Source organism: Marinomonas mediterranea MMB-1 (assembly GCF_000192865.1).
Lineage (GTDB): Bacteria > Pseudomonadota > Gammaproteobacteria > Pseudomonadales > Marinomonadaceae > Marinomonas > Marinomonas mediterranea.
The window spans coordinates 2,029,886-2,048,791 of sequence record NC_015276.1 but is presented as its reverse complement, the minus strand read 5'-3'; the positions used below and the strand labels follow the sequence as shown (position 1 = coordinate 2,048,791).

Below are 18,906 nucleotides of genomic sequence, written 5' to 3'. Positions count from 1 at the left end.
CTCACACCACTGTCACAAAAATCGACTAGTCTAAAAAGTGATCAACAATAACGACTAGGAGGTTTTAGGGATGTTTCAGTATCTATTAATTGCTTTACTAGGGGTGTCCACGCTTTCGTGGGCGAGTTCTAACTATTACGCTGGTACGGAAGGTCTAACAGGAGCGAATCTTAAAGCAAAGCTGCACAGTATTATCGATGGACAGGACCCTTTACCTTATACATCCAGTGGAAATGATGATTGGTATGATGGTGAGAAAATCGATGTGTGGGAAGCGTTGGTTTACACTGATTCAGCTTGCCCCGCCACTCAGCCAGATTGTGGACTAGTACAGCTTCTCTATCTCGACGAAACCCGCAGTATTGACCAGGCAAACAGAGGCGCGAGTAAAAATGACTCGTGGGATAGAGAACATGTGTGGCCTAAGTCGCGTGGGTTCAAGAAAAAAAGCCAAGACGGCTATACCGACCTGCACCACCTTCGCCCTGCCGATCGAAACATTAACGGCACCCACAGTAACTACGGCTACGACGAAGGCGGAGACATCGTCTACGACAAACTATTAGATGGTAGCCAGCGCGTTAGCGGAGCCTATTTAGACAAAACCGCACAATCCTTTGAACCAACGGACCGTGCTAAAGGCCAGATTGCCCGTATGATCTTCTACATGGCTACTCGCTACGAAATTGGCGACGGCCAATCTCCAGAGAACATGCCAGACCTCGTCTTAGCAGACAAAAACCAAAAACAATCCGGCGAACCGTGGATAGGCGATTTATGTACGCTGGTTAAATGGAACAACGAATTTGAAGTAACGGTTTTCGAACGCACTCGTAACGATCGTGTTGAAGAACTACAAGGCAATCGTAACCCTTTCATAGATCATCCTGAATTTGTGGACGCAATATGGGCGAGCAAGTGCCCATAAGCCATCAGGGATAGTTTTGAAAAAGCCCACCATACGGTGGGCATTTTTATACATTACATATCTGCAAAAGTACGACCTGTACTCTGCTTTAGCGTTTCAATTGTCTCATTCACCCAATCTGGCGTTTTAAGTTGCGCTATTTGCATTTGATACATTCGTACTGCTTGAATCATATTAACCAGCTCAATGGCAGGTACAACGACCGTATCTTGTTGAAACCGCATAGACTGAGCAATATTGTTTATCAGTTGAAATTTTAACGATTCATCAGGAATGGAAGCGTGTTCTATAGGAAGCTGTTTGGGCAGGCTTGATTGAGCAGAGTCAAACGCCCGTATCACCTTGAGGTGAAAACTTGGACTGATCCACATAGCGTATGCGTAGACAAGCTCCTTGCAGACCCATGTGCCTCCATTTCTTCCTTGAGTTTTTTCAAATGTTAAACTCCTCAGATCTGAGGAATTATCTATTTCACCGATAAGTTCTTGAGTTGTTTCGAGCCTCAGGAAGTTAGCAGGTTGATGCCTCTTATCAGAACCTGATGCTTTATGAAGATCATTAAGAGAATACAAACCGTCTTTCTGACGAATATCTTTAGATAAGATTGTTAGATTAGCCATCATTGGCCTCCTTACATTTTTTTCGAATAAAATGGTGTCGGGAGGTTCGAAACGGCTGTAAGAAACCGCGAGCAGCTTTCCCCAAGGGTATTGTATAACTGCTGCCCTCCCGACTTAGATTGCACATTACGGGTACAACACGGGCAAGGGTTGCCATCTTTCAGGCACAAAAAAGCCAACACTATCGGGGTTGGTTACTCTTCCGCTTACAGAGGTTTCGACGCCTCAACACAAATGATAGAGAGATCGGTAGGATTTAGCAAGTATATGGTGTCGGGAGGTTCAGAACAGTCAACAAGTATCGCGGGCTTATTCCTTGTAGTAGGTATTGTATTCACCACCCTCCCGACATATGCAAGTCATACCTATAAAAAACTAATCCACTGACTCTCAGAGATAATTTTAATAGGGTAACCTTCCAATTTAAGTTTGACAGCTTTTTCGATTTTTCCGCCGAAATTATTTGCTCCCCAGTTAGGAGAAACCTTAGAACCAAAAACAAGATAGTCCGTTTTCTTGCTTACAGAGCCTAACAGCCGATAACCTCGTCCTATAGCAATATCTTTAACATCATCCCTACTTCCCATGTCAAATTCACCAGAGACTACAATACTTGAATTTAGATGATTTATAGAGTCAATTTCATCTTCAATAAAAGCTAAAGGGTGTACTTCAACGCTACCAGTTTCGCAAAAATTGGCACCTGAGACTTTTTTAAGATATTGAAGAAGCTCCTCACTCATAGTTTCTTGAGATACAGACTGCTCTAGTTGTTCCATCTTCTTGACGACTAGATTAATTGGGAACGTACTAAACAGATCGTCATTACGACTCAACCAATCAATTAGTGCTGAAAGCTCTTCGGTATTAAGAATATCGTCGGCAACCACTCCAGATACCAGAGCCAAAAACTCATTGACTCGATCAATGTTTTTATCCAGGGGAACCTCTTTGAATTTGACGATATCTTCTAATAACGTTTTTAGATCATCTATTTCATCTTCGGTAACGACTCCATCAGCAAGAATATCACCTACCGCATCCAATAAATCAATTGCATCGCTGTCGTCTCTCAAATGCTCTTGTGACTTCAGCCAAACATCCAAAAACAGTATCTCAACTTCATTTAGCTCCTGATCAGCAACAACTCCCTGCAAAATACCTTTTAGCGAAATTGCAGCCTTCTTTCGATTACGATCTAAGCAAAAATAACTCACTTTTTCCATAACGCCCTCCTTAGGTACGTTAACGAATATACACCTTAACTCCACTGCTCTCAAAAAACTCCACAAATATCCTTGAAACCAATTAAAAGGCCACCACTGTATATATATACAGAAAGGAGTAATCATGGAATCAACCGTACCAAACGAAATTAGATTTAGTAAACCAGCACGATACTTTGATGAAGATCATCAAAACCTAACGCTAGAGTACCTGTTAAAAACTCTAAAAAAAGGCATGGTCGTTCAACTAAATTTAGACTTGAATGCCCTGATCCAAATGGAACAGCTTACCAGAGATTCCACTGTGGAAGATTTGAGTAAATTAGGTCTAGGGCCTTTATATGATCTTCTCCAAACAGGCTTAGTGGTAATGACCGCTGCTGGAGTTAATGAGGCGAAAGAGACGCATATATCTAAAAAACACGCAGCATACGAGCTATTTTGCGAGCTTTTCTGGAAAAGTCATAAGACTGATAAAAAAGCCACATACCGAACCCCTCAGAGCGACTCACCTCTAGATCAACGTAACTTTTGGGGGCTAACTGATGCAGAGCGATACTTCTATGGGCATTTTTATGTGGCCATGCTATTAATCCAAGATATAAAGAAAAATCATGCGCTTACACCCATAAAGCAGTTTGAAAGCTACTTGAGCGGTATGATTTCAATGGTAGATAGGCTACACGCCTTTGAAATAGAGATTGCTAAGTTTGCTTTTTGGTCACCTACTTCTCGCGAAATCGAATCTTTTTCACCAAAACTTAAACAAATTTACAAGGATATGAAGAATAACTTTTACCGAAAGAAAGGTGGTAAAAAATCTTTTGCAGCCCACTGTATGAACGCGGCAATGGACATTTCATGGCTTGGAAGCGCTGCTATGAGCGAGGAAATGGGGGCTGATATAGAGATTGATGGAGTTACGTTTAAGGTGGAGCAGTGGTTAGCCACTACAGATCAAAAACTTCATAGACTTAGCAAGGAATATCATCACATTCGAGAAAAAGACTCAAATACTAAACATTTTGCAAACTACAGGGATGATGAAATGGATTCATACGCATATTGGAGAGAAGTAGACGAGCTTTCAAGTAGAATATCTAGACAAAGAAGCATAAGGATCGCAAAAGAAATAGAATCTGAGCAAAAACTATACAATGAAGATCCTAACGAATATCGCTTATATTGGCGTAACAAAGAGAACCTTTCCCTTAAGAAAGTAGAAGCGGCAGCTAGAAACCTCGAAATTAGCCTTGACGGAAAACTCAGTTGACGCTTATTTCTGCTTGGAAAGCCTTACGGTACTGCCCGTAATAAATTTTTGTTTGACAGCATTCGTCATTATAGATAGATCACAAAAGGCTTGCCTAGAAAACTAGACAGGCCTTTTTATATAGAAATATATGCTGCTACAAGCCCTCACCGATACCCTCCTCTGCAATCCCCTCTCGCGGTGACTTTATCTATGCTCCAGTTACCGCGCATTTCGGGTGGGAAGATGTCGTTTAGGGTGAGGATGCCTTTGGCGACGATCAATCTACAGAGAACATGCCAGACCTCGTTATAGAGGATAAAAATAAGAAACAATCCGGCGAACCGTGAATAGGCGATTTATGTACGCTGGTTAATTGAACAATGAATTTGAGGTCACGGTTTTCAAACTCACTCGTAACCCATTCATAGATCATCCTGAATTTGTGGACTTGATCTGGAGGGGTGATTGTTAGAAATTCGCGCTTAGATCGAATTAAGTCGCGTTTTTGGCCGTCAAATGGTCTGTAAGCGCGACCTAATGCCCATAAAATTATGTCTCTATTCAAAAACTGGAGAGATATATGAGTTATGAAAACAGGGTCGCGATAGTCCTACTGGCGTGTTTAGCTTTCATCCATTTTTCAGGGATTCTATAACCCTTCTCAAGACAGCCCGCAGAAAGCGCGGGCATGCGGGTACGATGTATTAATCAAATAAAAAAGCCGAACGATGCACTACTTAATGACTGCATGGTTCGGCTTCTACCCACCCTATCCCGTAATACCTTAGTGCTTCTTCGGCTACTTGCCTCAGCGTTTTCACCTAGTCTCTGACAGGCAACTAAGGACACCAAAATGCTGGACACGACCCCAGCTTTATTGCTGGGGTGGTGCATCTAAATTGATAGCATTTAAACGAACAACTGCTAACCAGTTGCATACCGCGGTTCTAAGCACCACTTAGCTTTATTGGATTTGGATCTCATATTAAAACGGAAAATGCTTGCTCTGCAAGCCCAACTTCAAAAACTTCTGATAAAAGGCGAACCTCACTGGTTCGGTTTCTGTATAACTGGAAAGTGCATATTGCTGTTGTTTAGCAAACCCACCTTCGGACTCCAAACTTTCCATAAAACTATGAAATTCAATTACGAGATCATCAATGTTTGCGCACTCAACTATCTGTTCAGCAAACCAGTTACTATTTTCTGCATCCCCATGAATCCAGTCTTTTTTTCCAATTTTAAATGTTCAGCCTGAATTCAAGTTCGAAGTGCGACACTTTTCATTTCAAGCCGCTAAGCACATCTCTTTAAATGCGACTGCTGGCTGCTTGAACCCTAAACACTTTCTTGGACGATAATTGATACGTGTCATCGCCCAATGAATGACGTCATCTTCAATCTCTCTTAAATCAGTTCCTTTCCGCACATATTGCCTTAAAAGGCCGTTACTGTTTTCGTTCGCGCCGCGCTCCCAAGAGCTATAAGGGTGGGCAAAATAGACTTTGGTATCCAGCGCTTCTGCAATCTTAGCGTGATGAGCAAATTCTCTACCGTTATCTGCTGTAATCGTATGCACATGATCTTTAAAGGGCATTAACAACTCTATCGTCGCTTGGGTGACATCTAGAGCAGATTTTGAATTCACTTTCTTTATCAAGTAAAAACGCGTCGTTCGCTCAAGTAGCGTGACAATCGAGCCAGTTCCACTTTTACCTAAAACCGTGTCTATCTCCCAATCCCCAAAACGTTTTCGCGTATCGACAATATCAGGACGCTCCTCTATGGATACAGCGTTCTTTATAACTTCATCTTTTGTTCGTTTGCCTTTCCTATAGCGCTTATGACCCTGTCTTAAGTGTCGGTAAAGTGTTCCTTTGAGCCTTTTATCATCATGAATGTACTGATAAATCCACTCATGACTGACTGGAACACCACATAGTCTCAATACGTTAGATACTTGCTCTGGACTCCAGTCAAACTCAATAAGAGTCCGTATATAATTGATCGTTTTTGTTGGTATTCGATACTTTGCAGACCTCTTTCGTCTTGTTAGACAAAGAGTGTGTGCTTCCTTAGGGCAATAGCGTTTTGCTTGCCTGTTACGCTTTAATTCACGATAAACCGTGGCTTTATGACACTTAATGGCATTGGCTATATTGGGCACTGACATTTTTTGTTCTAAAAGAGCGGAAATCTGGTATCGTTTCCCTTCGGTCAACTGCTGATAATTCATGTTTGTACTGCTTGTTTTTGTGGTGAAAAGAAGTGTACCAACTTCAGCAGTTGGCTTCTTCTACACCTGTCTTGCAGTGTCGCACTTATTATCTGAATTTAGGAGCAATAAGTTCACCATTTTTAATGTTGTAATCAAAAAGCATAGCTCTCACTAGTTTTATTAGGGCAAAACCTTGCTCTTTTTCAAGCACAACTAGTTTAATAGCTTTCATACGTTCTTCGTTTTTGCTGTATTGTGGAGTTGAGCGTACTCTTCTACATGTTTGAACTATAGAAGAAAACAGTTCTTCGCCTTCTAGTTTAGTGTACTTAAACATTATCCCACTCTTATCTTCGTTGAGAGACAACCCGTAGAATAAATGAGTATTCCTTCGTTTTAGCTGGCCACCATACTCATTTATGAAGTACTGCATTTGACGTTCTGTAGCGAGTGCCTTGCCATTGCGCCACCTTGATACAAGAGAACCAGAGCTTTCTTTTAGGCCTGCTTTTCTAGCAATTTCAACATTGGTGTATCCACCTTCCGAAATTGCGATCTTAAGTAATTTTTGCGTGTGCTTGTACTTCTTTTCCTTTGCCATGATCATTTCCATAGAAATAAAAAAGGCGGCATTTTAGCCGCCGGTGATCAATTAGTCATCCCCTAGGTAATCATCATTATTTGGATTGTGTACGTCAGCCCATGTGTCCATATCTGCATCGTTGTTTGGGTTGTTAATATCAGACCATACATCTAGTTCATCTTGGCTCATGTCTTGTGAACTCATCTACTTAGCTCCTTTCTTACCTTTGTATAATGAATTGTTTGGGTTTAATTGATTTGAGCGGTTATCAAGCATCTTCTGATACGCGTCATTTATCCCGCTCGTTCCCTTGTTATCATTAGCTTGGTTTGCTTTATGATCGTTTGCCCGTTTACTCATTTTCAGCTCCTTAGCAACTTGTTAAAAGGCAGAATCATAGTAACGAGTAAGAAGAAAAAAGAACAATGATGAATCAGTGATTGTTTAGTGATTAGCAGTGATATTTGGTGATTTATAAAACTTAGTATAATTTTAAGGAGCCGCGTGCAAACATAAACAGTTACTGTCTGTCTCCCTCAATAGATAAGACCATCCCACAGCGCAGAAAGTGCGGGCTTTTTACGCCTAATGTTTAGCTAATAGACAATTTACCCACCACCCCACACCGATACCCTCCTCTGCAATCCCCTCTCGCGGTGACTTTATCTATGCTCCAGTTGCCTTTCATTTCGGGTGGGAAGGTGTCGTTTAGGGTGAGGATGCCTTCGGCGACGAGTTTGGGGTTGCCAGGTAGGTCGAGGGTGACGCTGGTGCCTCGGCGTTGGATTTTGGTGAGTTCGTCTTTACAGGCGGTGAGTGCGGCTTGTTCGCTTTCATAAGCTTGTCGGAGCTTTTTAAACGGTTTGGTGCCGACGGACACAGGGTGCTCTTCCCCTGTGTTGTTGTTTGTCCAGTTGGCTTTTACGCCAGATAACTTGCCTCGGCTTGGTTGGTCGAGCTGGCAGTTTATAAACTGGTTGGTTTTGGATGGGTCGTTTTGACTCGATACGCCGACCACCACAGGTGGGATGGCTTTGCCCGTCACCGTTTTTACTTGGCCGCGCCTCGCCAGCACATAAAGATTGTTTACGGGTTTGGCGATCGCGTCTCGCTCTTTGGCGATTCGGGTCAAGAAGGCGCTGTCTGTTTCGTCGATCTGGTCAATGTGATCCAGCATAAGAGATTCAAACTCTGTCGCCACACGGGGGCTAAAGTTGTGCTGTGTGACGACTTGCCTAAACAGGTCAGCAAGGCTGATGTTTTCAAAAGTGCGCGTTCTGCGCTCTTTAAAGCCTGTTTTGTCGTCTATCTGAAACGGGGCAGCGGTCGCTATTATTGTCACACTAGGTGGAAATAACGTCGGCACAATGCGAGTAATCGTAAATTGGCCTTTCTCGACCATATTGCCTTCATAGCCTTCGTGCCAGATAAGCACCGCGCCTTCTTTAGGGATGCCGCTTTGCCCTGCTGTATTGATTCGTAGTGTCAGTTGATCACTCTGAAAGCCTGCGGCGTCGATCCGCTCCCACGATGTTAAACGAGCATTGATAACGCTCTCCCCTGCACCGCTCACTCTTACTTTTGGTTTGTCGTTTAATCCCATATGTTCACCACCGTTTCAGGGGCTTTTTCTGGCATGGTTGGCAGAAAGATGACAACGCCTGCGGGTAATACTGGCCCGTGTTGTTCTAAGCCGGGGTTTTGTTCGAACAGCGCTTCTTCTGCTTCGTCGTCATTGCGACCAAGGCCAAGCAATAAGATGTTGGAAATCGTATCGCCATCGCGACTACGTATGGTTTTCATTGATGTATTCTTCCAGTTCGAGAGTAAAGTTAAGAACAAACGCCGTACCGTCATCAATGATTTTCTCTTGCTTCTCTTGCAGGCGTTTAATCGTCCATTGGCCTAAGTTATTACCGTAGCCGTCCGCGAGAACCAGCGCTTCACATTGCGCTTGCAGGTCTCGTAATTCGGTTATGTGGCTCATTCCTTCCGCCTGAAACCACGTCCCAGTGAGCGTGATATTTTCCAACGGCTGACCAGTATTTTGGCTCAACGGCTTTTGACCATAGCGTTGCACCGGCACCCAGCCGCCACTACTGGTTCGTTGTAAGCCTTCATACGGCGTACCTTCGTTTAACGCGAACACAAAGCCGCCAAGCGACATCATTTGAGGCATGGTAAATCCTAAAAATTGAGGGAATAGAAACGAAAAAGCCCATCGGATGATGGGCTTGGGGGTATTGGTTGGTTGGTTGGTTGGCGATTAAGGGGGAAAATTTTATTTGATCCCCAAATTTACTTTTATGTGCATTTCTTAATCATAATAATCTTCTTGCTGTTCAAATTTCGTTCTAAGCAACGATTTAATCCACTGAATAACGTTATGTCTCGATTTAAGACAAAAAAGCATGAATGAGAGAAGAGCGAAAAATGTAGCTGTTCTTACAGCAAAGCTATCCGCAATATTTGCATCTTCAAATATCACTTCCTTTTTCTCATAGTAAACGCCAGTTCCCTTATAGCTCACGCTCGGGTAGTACTTTATTAGCTTTCTATCTTCAACTACAAGATATGTAAAGCTGTGGTCAGATAAGACAGGAATAAGAATTTCCTCTTTTGTGGCAATAACTCGTGAGTCACCTAAACCACTCGCTTCCAGTTTCTTTACAATAAGCTTTGGTCGGCCTTTATCATCGAAAACTGGTGCCGAAACCGTAACCTCTCTTTCAAGCTCTCTAGACAATATTTCTGGTAGGTGAGGAGCACTTTTATAAGAAAAATTATTTGGGATTTTCCCGACAATAACATCTGCGTATTCTGGTTCTGTGTACTCAATCTCAACATGGGTTTCGGGAGTTAGAACCCAGTAAACCCCATACACAATATATCCTAGTATTAGTCCTACTCCGGCAGAAATTTCATTCCACCAAGCGATTCTGTTCTCTATATTTTCACTTTCCATAGTTTATTTATACTGACTTTCTGAGTATATAAAATTTAATCAGCGAGCATAAGCGTTCAATAGCATTTTGATCTCTACTTAAAATAGCTATCCCCTAAATTTGAGCTCAAAGTGCAACATTTTTATTCCTATTCACTACAAAAATTAATGATTATAAAAAATCATTCAAGAGGAATCGATCTAAGTGAGACCACCTTTTTATTATGTGGATCTCCGAACCCACCTTTTTTAGTTTTAGTAAGCGTAAGTTTCAAGGCAGAAATATACTCAGCATCCTGATTTGAATTCAAAAAAGAAAGCTTAACTTCTACTGGCACGTCCATTATTAACTCATGCCAAATCCAATCTTTTTTTCCAATTTCAATAGCATCATAACCATTATAGGTGATACTGAAAATCTTGTTTTTAACCCCATTATTGTCGAATATTGCTGAACTCTTAAATAAATTAAAAACTGAATCTTTCCCTGTTGAAGTAAGCTTTAATTTACAATCGATTCTTCCTGAAACTTTATAACAACCAACAACCTCAATATCGATTCCATTCCAATGCATGTTTGCCAATATCGCCTCTTCTTTCACCCTTGAAGAATTCAGAGACGCTTTTGTTTTCAATTCAGAGCCTAAATATGTACAGTAGAAAAAACCTGAAACAGTGAAGACAAAAAACATCCTCCTTAATATCTTTCTTGAGTCTTCATAAAACCATAACAAAAAGCCAAACATAGCTAAAAGCATGTAAATCAGAAACAGGGTTACAGCATCTTTAAACCAATAAACACTAGCACCATAACGAAAAATATCAGATATATTTTCGTTAGAAAATAAATCCGGAACGATAATTTGAAGTATCGTGACATATGAAGCAAGAAAACTAGGTATCGTGAAAACAATAAAACCAAAGTTCTTTTTATTTAACATTTTAATGTCCTTTCTATATTCCCTAAAAATATTTAAGCAGTTAAATTTTAACTTTTAAATTTAAAGCTTACACGGAGAAAAAAATAGTTACAACCTCCTATTGAACGCCCGCGTATGACATAGAATTTTTCTTTTTATAAAGTAAGCACCCCTTATCTAGTCTTTTAGCTTGATACTGATCTCCACGGAGGAATGGGGCATTCCACCTTGATAATTAACTCATTCACAACTGACTTAGTAGTCATCTATAAGGGGTCTGCATTTAACGCCCCCACCTAAATTCAGATAATAAGTGCGACACTGCAAGACAGGTGTAGAAGAAGCCAACTGCTGAAGTTGGTACACTTCTTTTCACCGCAAAAACAAGCAGTACAAACATGAATTATCAGCAGTTGACCGAAGGGAAACGATACCAGATTTCCGCTCTTTTAGAACAAAAAATGTCAGTGTCCGATATCGCTAATGCCATTAAGTGCCATAAAGCCACGGTTTATCGTGAATTAAAGCGTAACAGACAAGCAAAACACTATTGCCCTAAGGAAGCACACACTCTTTGTCTAACAAGACGAAAGAGGTCTGCAAAGTATCGAATACCAACAAAAACGATCAATTATATACGGACTCTTATTGAGTTTGACTGGAGTCCAGTGCAAGTATCTAACGTATTGAGGCTATGTGGCGTTCCAGTCAGTCATGAGTGGATTTATCAATACATTCATGATGATAAAAGGCGCAAAGGAATACTTTACCGACACTTAAGGCAGGGCCATAAGCGCTATCGAAAAGGCAAACGAACAAAAGATGAAGTTATAAAGAACGCTGTATCCATAGAGGAGCGTCCTGATATTGTCGATACGCGAAAACGTTTTGGAGATTGGGAGATAGACACGGTTTTAGGTAAAAGTGGAACAGGCTCGATTGTCACGCTACTTGAGCGAACGACGCGTTTTTACTTGATAAAGAAAGTGAATTCAAAGTCTGCCGTAGATGTCACTCAAGCGACAATAGAGTTGTTAATGCCCTTTAAAGATCACGTACATACGATTACAGCAGATAACGGTAGAGAATTTGCTCATCACGCTAAGATTGCAGAAGCGCTGGATACCAAAGTCTATTTTGCCCACCCTTATAGCTCTTGGGAGCGCGGCGCGAACGAAAACAGTAACGGCCTTTTAAGGCAATATGTGCGGAAAGAAACTGATTTAAGAGAGATTGAAGATGACGTCATTCATTGGGCGATGACACGTATCAATTATCGTCCAAGAAAGTGTTTAGGGTTCAAGCAGCCAGCAGTCGCATTTAAAGAGATGTGCTTAGCGGCTTGAAATGAAAAGTGTCGCACTTCGAACTTGAATTCAGGCATTTATAACACTGCACATACAATTTAGAAAGTACCAACCTGCCCTACAAACTTATCCTACTAATAATGGTAAGACAGCTACCTGATGTATAATAAACAAGTTAGGGCTTCGGTTGTAATAAGAGCCTTTTTTCACGCCCTTACCACAATGCATGCGCCTTATAACTTAACTCGTTCGCTTATCCCCCAAGCTTCCATCCGCCCTTGTCGCCATGTCCATGTTGCCCATCATTCCCTGTGCAAATTCGGCCTTGAGTCTTTCTATGACTTGATCCGCCATATCTTGATCATAACTTGGATTCCCAGTTGGTGTTAAGTGGAGCACTGGCGCAAAGGTCATGCTTTTGGTGTTGTTTTGAAGCTGTTGGGTTTGGCTTGTTATGTTGCTGGGTGCGGGTTGCTCTGTTTTGTCGTCGCTGAACCAGCCGCCAATGTTTGAGCCGATCCACTCCCCTAGTGCGCCACCGCCCATGCCGCCTGCAATGGTGCCGATGAGGCCACCAATTGCGGTCCCGACTATTGGGACGACCGATCCGATGGCGGCACCCGCCATGCCGCCCGCCGCTGCACCGCCTAAACCACCGACCATGTCCCCTGCTGTTGCGCCGATTTCTACGCTGTCGCCTTGTGACACGGCAGAGGCTAGGCCTGCGCCTTGAAGCGCAATGTCTAATGGACGAAAGAGTTTCCCTGCGCCTTTTAGTACGTTGCCTGACATACCACCCACTGGCAACATGGTAGACAACCCGCCAGCGGCTCCCGCTAGGTCTGCCCCTGTCATGGCAATGTCGCTGATATTCGTGCCTGCGTTTGCTGTGTCGGACATAAGGGATAGTGCTGCGCCTCCACCCATGAGACCTGCGAGTCGGCCATAGCGTCCAAATTTTGATCGTCCTAACCGACCTGCAATGCCTTTGCCGTTTTTATCGAAGGGTTGTTTTGTATCGTTGATACGTTCTTCTGCTTGCCTTAAGCCTGCTAAGCGGCTCCCTGTGTATCGGCCTGTTGAGTTTCCGTTTCGCGTTCTGCCGCCTCTTTGTCCAGATCCACCACCGTAACCCGCGCCAGCACCTAAGCCGTTTAGCTTTCGGTTTAGTCTGTCTATGGATCGAGAGGCACGATTCGCACTGATTGCGGTACGATCAGTGGAGCTTGTGAGCTTTTCGCGACCCAGTTTGAATCTGTCTTTGCCGTTACCCAGTGCAAGTTTGGCAAATTTGAAGGCGATAACCCCTGCTTTCACGGCAGCCAGTGCTCCCACGACGCCCAATAGCCCTGTGGCTAATTGTGGATTGGCTTCGGCAAAGTTGGCGACACCATCCACGACGGACATTAGCGGCGGCAATACGGTGTCTAACACGGGTAGAAGTCGATCACCCAGCACGATGGTCATGCGATCGAACTTGGCGCTCAGTTGGCTAAGCTGATGACCTCGTGTGCTGGCTCGGTTTGCGTATTCGTCGTTTACGCTGTTTGCTCTGTCGGCTTGGTTGGCGACTTTGCCAAAGGCGGAGACGAGGCCGTTTTTGTCGTCGTCTAAGGTTGTGACGAGTTTTGCTACCGCGCCTTTGACTTCTTCGCCAAAGAGTTGCGAAATGACGGCGCCTCGGTCGGTTGCGTTTACGTCTTGTAAGCCACGCATTACTTCAATGAGCGTGCTTTGTGCGTCGTTTTGCATCATGCCTGCAAGTTCGTCTGCATCGAACCCGATTCGGTTCATTGCCTCTTTTTGCGCACCTGTGGCGGCGTAACCTGCGGTTAAGCGTCCTGTGATGTTTTTAAGTGCTGTAGAGGCAACTTCTTCTGTTGCGCCCCCTGCGATCAGCGTTGCAGACAATGCGGCGGTTTGGTTGTAATCCAGCCCCGCGCCCATTGCTGTGGAGCCTTGGCGAACCATGACGGCGGCAATGTCCTTTGCCTTGGCGTTCATGTTGTTGCTTAGGTAGTTTGTGCTGTCGGCAAGGTCAATTGCATTCTCTTGTGTCAGACCCATTGCAGCGCGCCATGTGGCGAGTGTGGAGCCTGCTTCTTCTGAGCTTACATCCCATGCTACGCTCATTTTGGTGGCGGATTCTGCGAATTCTAGTAGCTGTTTTTTCTCTATGCCGCTCTGCCCCGCGGCGGTGACGATGTCGGCAATGCCTTTTTGCTCAACGCCTAAGCGCCCTGCAAGTTGCATCATTTTTGTTCTGTATTCGGCTTCTTCTCGTTTGTCTGAGAAGTTGACGACCTTTTTAACATCGGCAAAGGTGCTTTCGTATTCCACCGCTCGTTTACCCGCCATGACAAGGGGCGCGGTTTTGACCGCTAGGCCAACGGCTTGGCCGACAAGTTCGCCTTTTTGCGCGTTGCGATCGGCAATGCGGCCTTTTAGCTTTTGGATGCGTTGAAGCTTGGCTTTTTGCTGTTCTAGCTTTCGGTTGGCTTGCTCTGTTTGTTTGGCGAGCTTGAGCTGTTGCACACCCAATGAGTTTACTTTTAGCCCTGCGTCGCTCATGCCACGACGCAATCCACCTAGCTCTTTGGCTTGTTTGCTGTATGAGGTTGTTAAGCGTGCGGTGGCGCGCTCTGCCCCTTTTAGGCTGGCTTTTTCTTTTTTATGAGCGCGTTCAGCGTCTTTTTTGGCTTTGGTGAGTTTTTTAAGCTCTTTGGTTGCTTTGGCTACTTGCTCGGACTCTGCGCCGTGGGCTTCTGCCGTTTCTAATAGGGCTTGTTCGGCTTTGGCTAGGGCTTTGGTATGAAGGGTTACAACATGCTTTGCTGCTGCTTCGCTGTCTTTGAGTTTGTCGGTTTCTGTTTTGGCTTTTGAGAGCGCTTGGCGGGAGTCGTCTAGACGATCGTTGAGGGTTTTGAATCGGGTGATTAGTTTTTGCTTGTTGCCTAGTTCCTTGAGAGTTTTGTCGGTTTGTTTGGCTTCTTCTTGCAGCTTCCCTGCTGATTTGCTCGCCATTTTGAAGGGCTTGGAAAATTTGTCGATTGCAGTCAGTGCAATGGATACGCTTCTATCTGCCAAGGTTTACCCCTTTTTGATTCCTAGTTTTGCGGCGGCGAGATGGTAACGGCGCATGGCTTCGTCGATGCGCCAATTTAGTATTTCAGATGGTGGGATGTGGTAGACGATCGGGATGATGTCGGTGAGGACTTCTACGTCGTTTGGCGAAAGTAAGCCGCCGGTTTTTCCAAAAAATCGATGAGTCGCTCTTGCAGTTGGTTCCAATCTGGCAAGCTTAAACGCCCTAGTTCGGTCTGGCTCAAACCTGTACAGCTTGAGCTGATAAACAGCGTGCGTTGCCATTCATCTTCGTGAGTGTCCATGAGGTCGGTTGTGGCGACGGTAGGCGGCTTGAGTTTGTATTGGTTGATGTCGCGGCCATCGTCTCCGTTAATCGGCTGTAGCAATAATGGTGCATTTAGATCGAACGCGTTTTTATTGTCCATGAGCTTACTGGCTGTTGCGTTCATCAGCTCCAATACTTTGGTTTGAATGCTGGTGTAGTCGGGCGTGACGAGCCGTTTAAGCTCTTTGTCTGTTAGTCCTGTGCTTTCACAGATGCAAGCACGTAGGAGCTTTGTATCGTCGTTTTGGATGCTTTGGCTCAAGGCTCGGTGAGTTTCCATGTCCATGAGTTGGAATGTGATTTGATGAATCTGCTCGCCTTTGTCGCTGTCGATCGGCCAGACAAGTTCGTGCGTTTTTACTTTGAATTCAGGCATACGTTTATCCTAAAAAAAAGCCCGCAGTGTGCGGGCGATAAGGGGAAGTTTTGGGTTATGGCAAGCCGACGTTTCGGCGATGTTCGGCGAGAATGTCACCGCTTCCTAGATTAAGTATCTGGGCATTGCGATCAATCTCGTAGATGGTTTTACCCGATTCTGTTTTCTTATAGGCACTGACGGCCATTTCGATCTCGTGGTCGGGCAGTTCGCCCATTTTGCTCGCAGATTCGGTAATGCTTGTGATTTCCCCCGTCAAGCTGTCTTCTAACGCGAACTTTGCGCCGTCTTCGTCTTGAAGGGATTCATTGACGTTCACTTGGCACATTTCGCCATCGGCAAGGCCAAACGCTGAGAGCATGGCTTGAGTCGCGCCTTTGACTTTGAACTTGGCGGTCATTTTCTCAAGGCCGACCATAACTTCACCTGGTATGAACGAGCCGCCTCTTGTCTCTTGCATGGTTTTCTTTATCTCAGGCGGGGTGTATTCGTCTAGCTCTTTTACAAGCGGCTCGCCATTAATAACCGCACGGCGGGTAATTCGTGTTCTTTGACCTGCCATATTAAGCAACTCCTTCTAGGAATGATTCGACGATGCCAACGTCTTCAATTAGGTGGTAAACCATGTGTTCGTTGACGCTGTAACCGTGGTATTTGATGGCAATGTGCCATTCGCCGTTTCGATAGTTTTCGACGTTGTTGAGCGTTGGGTGTAAGTAGACTTGAGCGCCCATCACTGTTTCGTTGGCTTGAAGTGATTTGAGCCAGTAATTCAGCTTTTCAATCTCTTGCTTCATGAATGATTCGGAGAGGTTGTAAGCCATGGCGCGTTGGGCTGTTTTGGCGAGTTTGCGAATAATGGCGTATTCCAAGCCCACTTGAGAGACAAAGCGCCCCATTACGCAACGGTTGCCAATCAGCGAGAAGCCGCCCATGGAGGTGCGCGCAAAGTAGCTGATGCCGTTTCGGTTCAGTAGGTCGCCACTTGTGGCTTTGTCCATGATGTTATAGTCAATAATTCGGCTAGTTCCTTCAATCAGCGCCCCCATTCCGCCTTTCGCAGGGCTTTCCCACGGTGCAACACGAGCGAAGCAGCTTAGCGCGATCGCCGATCCTGGGAAGAGTATGTTCCCACTCGCTGCTTGGCTGTAGACTGAGACAAACGGATCGATAAGATAGACAGACTCATAGCCCGTACCCGCGCCGCCTAAAGAGGCCGAATAACTGATTGCTTCGGTGTCATTGGTATTTGGTCCATCGACGACGGGAATCGCGTAGAGCCTTTTCCCCATCGTTGCGAGTGCATCAGCAACAGGTTTGGTGTTAAAGCCCGGTGCTGCAATGTGCGTTGGGATCTCGTCACAACCCGCGAGCGCTTCAATACCCGTTCGCTGGCCTGTCGCACCGTCAATTTTACCGATCACATTATTTTGAGCTGCCGCAACGTCTGCACCTTCTGCAACAATGATCACGTAAATAGGAACCGATACAACTCGTAGAATCTCGTAGCACGTGCGGTACAAAGTCCCGCGCTCGTCTCCTACTATGTCGAGCTTAGCAACGGCGCCCATGTTGGCGATTCGAATTGGCGTGTTTTCTGGAAAATCAGCGTGAGCGTCTGGCGCGGTGCCAACGATGCCCAAGACAACACTGCCCAATGGCCCCATAGCTGGCGGAGCCGATTGGGTAACGACACTGATGCCGTTGTGCACGAATGATGCTATTTCAGGCATTAGGCCTCTCCTTTTGGTTTCGCGGTATTTCTCGCAAGAGCGACTTTACCACTGAGAATTAAGTATTCTGCTTCGCAAGGAAGCAGGTTGACCGTGTCACCTTTTTCGTGCCAATGCTTTTTGTTAGGGCATTGGTACGGGTTGAGAACTTCGTATTGCTTGGGTTGGGTTTTGGATTGATTTGCCATCTTTCCTCCACAAAAAAGCCCCGCATGTGCGGCATAAAAAAACCGCTGATGCGGTTGGGGGATGAATCAGTCTGATAGTCGACTATTTACTAAGAATCTTACTTACCTCTGTCGCTCTTTCTGAGATATCTTCAATTACGTCAGATTGCCCTTTAGACTGATATGGAAACTTATACTTACCTGAGTCCATTCCATCTAGTACTATGTTCGCATCTGAAACGAACGAGTTAGATGCTTTTTTAAAGTCATCAAATGAATCTGCACTCTCTAGACTAACTACTAGCTTACTAAACTCGACTAGCAACAACTCAGCAGCGTCCGCGTTGGCGCCCAAAAGGGATTGATGGTCACCAGCGGCTTCTAATATTCCTAATCTCTTTTTAAGTCTAACTTCGCTATCTGTATATTCATATGTACAACCCGCCGGAAAAACCAATGACTCTGCACCATCCAAAGAGCCGTAGTAAACTACGGCACCATCATTCAAGACCCTCATATACTGCTTCCTATTCCATATGAACTTGACATAACAATTAACGGAGAACCGCTAATATAACCAGCACTAACCCACGGCCCGACTATATACAGCTTCACTCCCTGAGCACTTACAGAGCCCACCAGCCCATCTATATTCCAATAGCGAACAGATCCCATACTTAGATCCACATACAGCTGATTTGACTCCATCGTTTGACCGCAAAAAAACATCCCGTTTTTATCGGCTAAGCATGCCAAAACCCCGGTAGTAAATCGCCCGCGCACTGGACGACCGGGGAGTAATAAAAAATCCCCACCAGCCGAGCCAGCAGACAAGGTCACTTCCAACACATTAAAAACAAGACCGCCTTCCACATGACACTGACTTTTTATCTCAGACGGAACATCGTCATCCGTATACTCCAATACTCTTAAATCATCCAACACAGCTCCACCACTAGAGTGAAAGCCAATGGGACTTAGATAATTTCCATCCGAATCTTTTTCCGTTGCCCTCGAATTCAACAGAAGATTAACAGCAGGAAGGTTTCCACTTGCTCCATCTATATACCTCTCCACCGCTACTTCCGCCGCTTTCATGCGCCCATCTATTTCGCCAATCATCCCACTAACAACGCTCGTCTGTTCCTGACTCACCGCCGTCTGCTCTTGAGCTGCCTGTTTGAGCTTTTGAAGCTCTTCTACTATTTCGGCCATTA

The 18,906-nt window shown here is 44.7% G+C and carries 21 protein-coding genes; 3 read left to right on the top strand and 18 right to left on the bottom strand.

Going from position 1 to position 18,906, the window contains the following annotated elements:
- Positions 1-70: 70 nt before the first annotated feature.
- A complete protein-coding gene (locus tag MARME_RS09425) occupies positions 71-928 on the top strand; it encodes an endonuclease I family protein (protein ID WP_013661031.1) in 858 nt (285 codons plus the stop codon).
- Between the two features lie 53 nt (positions 929-981).
- Here MARME_RS09425 and MARME_RS09420 read toward each other — a convergent pair whose 3' ends face one another.
- On the bottom strand, positions 982-1,548 hold the full coding sequence (locus MARME_RS09420) for a KilA-N domain-containing protein (RefSeq protein WP_013661030.1): 567 nt from the start codon (positions 1,546-1,548) through the stop codon (positions 982-984).
- Positions 1,549-1,913: 365 nt separating this feature from the next.
- Positions 1,914-2,774, bottom strand: a complete 861-nt coding sequence (locus MARME_RS09415; RefSeq protein ID WP_013661029.1) for a BRCT domain-containing protein — start codon at positions 2,772-2,774, stop codon at positions 1,914-1,916.
- 124 nt (positions 2,775-2,898) lie between these two features.
- Here MARME_RS09415 and MARME_RS09410 point away from each other — a divergent pair, with 124 nt between their 5' ends.
- On the top strand, positions 2,899-4,047 hold the full coding sequence (locus tag MARME_RS09410) for a hypothetical protein (protein ID WP_013661028.1): 1,149 nt from the start codon (positions 2,899-2,901) through the stop codon (positions 4,045-4,047).
- Between the two features lie 1,270 nt (positions 4,048-5,317).
- On the opposite strand, the gene MARME_RS09400 is transcribed toward MARME_RS09410, so the two are convergent.
- The 9 genes from MARME_RS09400 to MARME_RS09365 form a co-directional block, all read right to left on the bottom strand.
- Positions 5,318-6,265, bottom strand: coding sequence for an IS30 family transposase (locus MARME_RS09400; RefSeq protein WP_013661027.1), 948 nt, complete (start codon positions 6,263-6,265; stop codon positions 5,318-5,320).
- A gap of 88 nt (positions 6,266-6,353) precedes the next feature.
- Positions 6,354-6,848: a hypothetical protein gene (locus MARME_RS09395; protein WP_013661026.1), complete on the bottom strand. Its 495-nt coding sequence runs from the start codon at positions 6,846-6,848 to the stop codon at positions 6,354-6,356.
- Positions 6,849-6,899: 51 nt separating this feature from the next.
- A complete protein-coding gene (locus MARME_RS22680) occupies positions 6,900-7,034 on the bottom strand; it encodes a hypothetical protein (protein WP_013661025.1) in 135 nt (44 codons plus the stop codon).
- Positions 7,035-7,190 carry a hypothetical protein gene (locus MARME_RS09390; RefSeq protein WP_013661024.1) on the bottom strand — a complete coding sequence of 52 codons (156 nt, stop codon included), beginning with the start codon at positions 7,188-7,190 and terminating at the stop codon, positions 7,035-7,037.
- A 232-nt stretch (positions 7,191-7,422) separates the two neighbouring features.
- Positions 7,423-8,433 carry a contractile injection system protein, VgrG/Pvc8 family gene (locus tag MARME_RS09385; RefSeq protein WP_013661023.1) on the bottom strand — a complete coding sequence of 337 codons (1,011 nt, stop codon included), beginning with the start codon at positions 8,431-8,433 and terminating at the stop codon, positions 7,423-7,425.
- Entirely contained in the window at positions 8,424-8,633 is a 210-nt protein-coding gene (locus tag MARME_RS09380; RefSeq protein WP_013661022.1) for a tail protein X, read from the bottom strand. Before MARME_RS09380 ends, MARME_RS09385 begins: the two co-directional genes overlap by 10 nt.
- On the bottom strand, positions 8,617-9,009 hold the full coding sequence (locus tag MARME_RS09375; protein WP_013661021.1) for a phage tail protein: 393 nt from the start codon (positions 9,007-9,009) through the stop codon (positions 8,617-8,619). Before MARME_RS09375 ends, MARME_RS09380 begins: the two co-directional genes overlap by 17 nt.
- Before the next feature lie 138 nt (positions 9,010-9,147).
- The gene (locus tag MARME_RS09370; protein ID WP_013661020.1) at positions 9,148-9,795 is read right to left on the bottom strand and encodes a hypothetical protein; all 648 of its coding nucleotides are present in this window, start codon (positions 9,793-9,795) and stop codon (positions 9,148-9,150) included.
- A gap of 161 nt (positions 9,796-9,956) precedes the next feature.
- The gene (locus tag MARME_RS09365; protein ID WP_013661019.1) at positions 9,957-10,715 is read right to left on the bottom strand and encodes a hypothetical protein; all 759 of its coding nucleotides are present in this window, start codon (positions 10,713-10,715) and stop codon (positions 9,957-9,959) included.
- A 377-nt stretch (positions 10,716-11,092) separates the two neighbouring features.
- Here MARME_RS09365 and MARME_RS09360 point away from each other — a divergent pair, with 377 nt between their 5' ends.
- A complete protein-coding gene (locus MARME_RS09360; RefSeq protein ID WP_013661018.1) occupies positions 11,093-12,040 on the top strand; it encodes an IS30 family transposase in 948 nt (315 codons plus the stop codon).
- A gap of 201 nt (positions 12,041-12,241) precedes the next feature.
- Here the strand turns inward: MARME_RS09360 and MARME_RS09355 are convergent, their stop codons facing one another.
- The 7 genes from MARME_RS09355 to MARME_RS09325 all read right to left on the bottom strand — a co-directional run bounded on the left by MARME_RS09355 (position 12,242) and on the right by MARME_RS09325 (position 18,904).
- Positions 12,242-15,088, bottom strand: a complete 2,847-nt coding sequence (locus MARME_RS09355) for a phage tail tape measure protein (protein ID WP_041647855.1) — start codon at positions 15,086-15,088, stop codon at positions 12,242-12,244.
- 131 nt (positions 15,089-15,219) lie between these two features.
- Positions 15,220-15,789: a phage tail assembly protein gene (locus tag MARME_RS09350; protein ID WP_013661016.1), complete on the bottom strand. Its 570-nt coding sequence runs from the start codon at positions 15,787-15,789 to the stop codon at positions 15,220-15,222.
- Positions 15,790-15,844: 55 nt separating this feature from the next.
- Positions 15,845-16,351, bottom strand: coding sequence for a phage major tail tube protein (locus MARME_RS09345; protein ID WP_013661015.1), 507 nt, complete (start codon positions 16,349-16,351; stop codon positions 15,845-15,847).
- A 1-nt stretch (position 16,352) separates the two neighbouring features.
- A complete protein-coding gene (locus tag MARME_RS09340; protein WP_013661014.1) occupies positions 16,353-17,522 on the bottom strand; it encodes a phage tail sheath protein in 1,170 nt (389 codons plus the stop codon).
- Complete coding sequence (locus MARME_RS09335) at positions 17,522-17,710, bottom strand: hypothetical protein (protein ID WP_013661013.1); 189 nt, start codon at positions 17,708-17,710, stop codon at positions 17,522-17,524. The genes MARME_RS09340 and MARME_RS09335 overlap by 1 nt, the downstream gene beginning before the upstream one ends.
- 82 nt (positions 17,711-17,792) lie before the next feature.
- Positions 17,793-18,206, bottom strand: coding sequence for a hypothetical protein (locus MARME_RS09330; protein ID WP_013661012.1), 414 nt, complete (start codon positions 18,204-18,206; stop codon positions 17,793-17,795).
- The gene (locus tag MARME_RS09325; protein WP_013661011.1) at positions 18,203-18,904 is read right to left on the bottom strand and encodes a hypothetical protein; all 702 of its coding nucleotides are present in this window, start codon (positions 18,902-18,904) and stop codon (positions 18,203-18,205) included. Before MARME_RS09325 ends, MARME_RS09330 begins: the two co-directional genes overlap by 4 nt.
- Between the last annotated feature and the right edge of the window lie 2 nt (positions 18,905-18,906).

Bases quoted from the DNA above. Each gene is read 5' to 3' on its own strand.
- MARME_RS09425 (WP_013661031.1), top strand. From the start codon at position 71: ATGTTTCAGTATCTATTAATTGCTTTACTAGGGGTGTCCACGCTTTCG.
- MARME_RS09380 (WP_013661022.1), bottom strand. From the start codon at position 8,633: ATGAAAACCATACGTAGTCGCGATGGCGATACGATTTCCAACATCTTA.
- MARME_RS09420 (WP_013661030.1), bottom strand. From the start codon at position 1,548: ATGGCTAATCTAACAATCTTATCTAAAGATATTCGTCAGAAAGACGGT.
- MARME_RS09345 (WP_013661015.1), bottom strand. From the start codon at position 16,351: ATGGCAGGTCAAAGAACACGAATTACCCGCCGTGCGGTTATTAATGGC.
- MARME_RS09375 (WP_013661021.1), bottom strand. From the start codon at position 9,009: ATGCCTCAAATGATGTCGCTTGGCGGCTTTGTGTTCGCGTTAAACGAA.
- MARME_RS09370 (WP_013661020.1), bottom strand. From the start codon at position 9,795: ATGGAAAGTGAAAATATAGAGAACAGAATCGCTTGGTGGAATGAAATT.
- MARME_RS09325 (WP_013661011.1), bottom strand. From the start codon at position 18,904: ATGGCCGAAATAGTAGAAGAGCTTCAAAAGCTCAAACAGGCAGCTCAA.
- MARME_RS09410 (WP_013661028.1), top strand. From the start codon at position 2,899: ATGGAATCAACCGTACCAAACGAAATTAGATTTAGTAAACCAGCACGA.
- MARME_RS09360 (WP_013661018.1), top strand. From the start codon at position 11,093: ATGAATTATCAGCAGTTGACCGAAGGGAAACGATACCAGATTTCCGCT.
- MARME_RS22680 (WP_013661025.1), bottom strand. From the start codon at position 7,034: ATGAGTTCACAAGACATGAGCCAAGATGAACTAGATGTATGGTCTGAT.
- MARME_RS09415 (WP_013661029.1), bottom strand. From the start codon at position 2,774: ATGGAAAAAGTGAGTTATTTTTGCTTAGATCGTAATCGAAAGAAGGCT.
- MARME_RS09400 (WP_013661027.1), bottom strand. From the start codon at position 6,265: ATGAATTATCAGCAGTTGACCGAAGGGAAACGATACCAGATTTCCGCT.
- MARME_RS09390 (WP_013661024.1), bottom strand. From the start codon at position 7,190: ATGAGTAAACGGGCAAACGATCATAAAGCAAACCAAGCTAATGATAAC.
- MARME_RS09365 (WP_013661019.1), bottom strand. From the start codon at position 10,715: ATGTTAAATAAAAAGAACTTTGGTTTTATTGTTTTCACGATACCTAGT.
- MARME_RS09395 (WP_013661026.1), bottom strand. From the start codon at position 6,848: ATGGCAAAGGAAAAGAAGTACAAGCACACGCAAAAATTACTTAAGATC.
- MARME_RS09350 (WP_013661016.1), bottom strand. From the start codon at position 15,789: ATGCCTGAATTCAAAGTAAAAACGCACGAACTTGTCTGGCCGATCGAC.
- MARME_RS09330 (WP_013661012.1), bottom strand. From the start codon at position 18,206: ATGAGGGTCTTGAATGATGGTGCCGTAGTTTACTACGGCTCTTTGGAT.
- MARME_RS09340 (WP_013661014.1), bottom strand. From the start codon at position 17,522: ATGCCTGAAATAGCATCATTCGTGCACAACGGCATCAGTGTCGTTACC.
- MARME_RS09385 (WP_013661023.1), bottom strand. From the start codon at position 8,433: ATGGGATTAAACGACAAACCAAAAGTAAGAGTGAGCGGTGCAGGGGAG.
- MARME_RS09335 (WP_013661013.1), bottom strand. From the start codon at position 17,710: ATGGCAAATCAATCCAAAACCCAACCCAAGCAATACGAAGTTCTCAAC.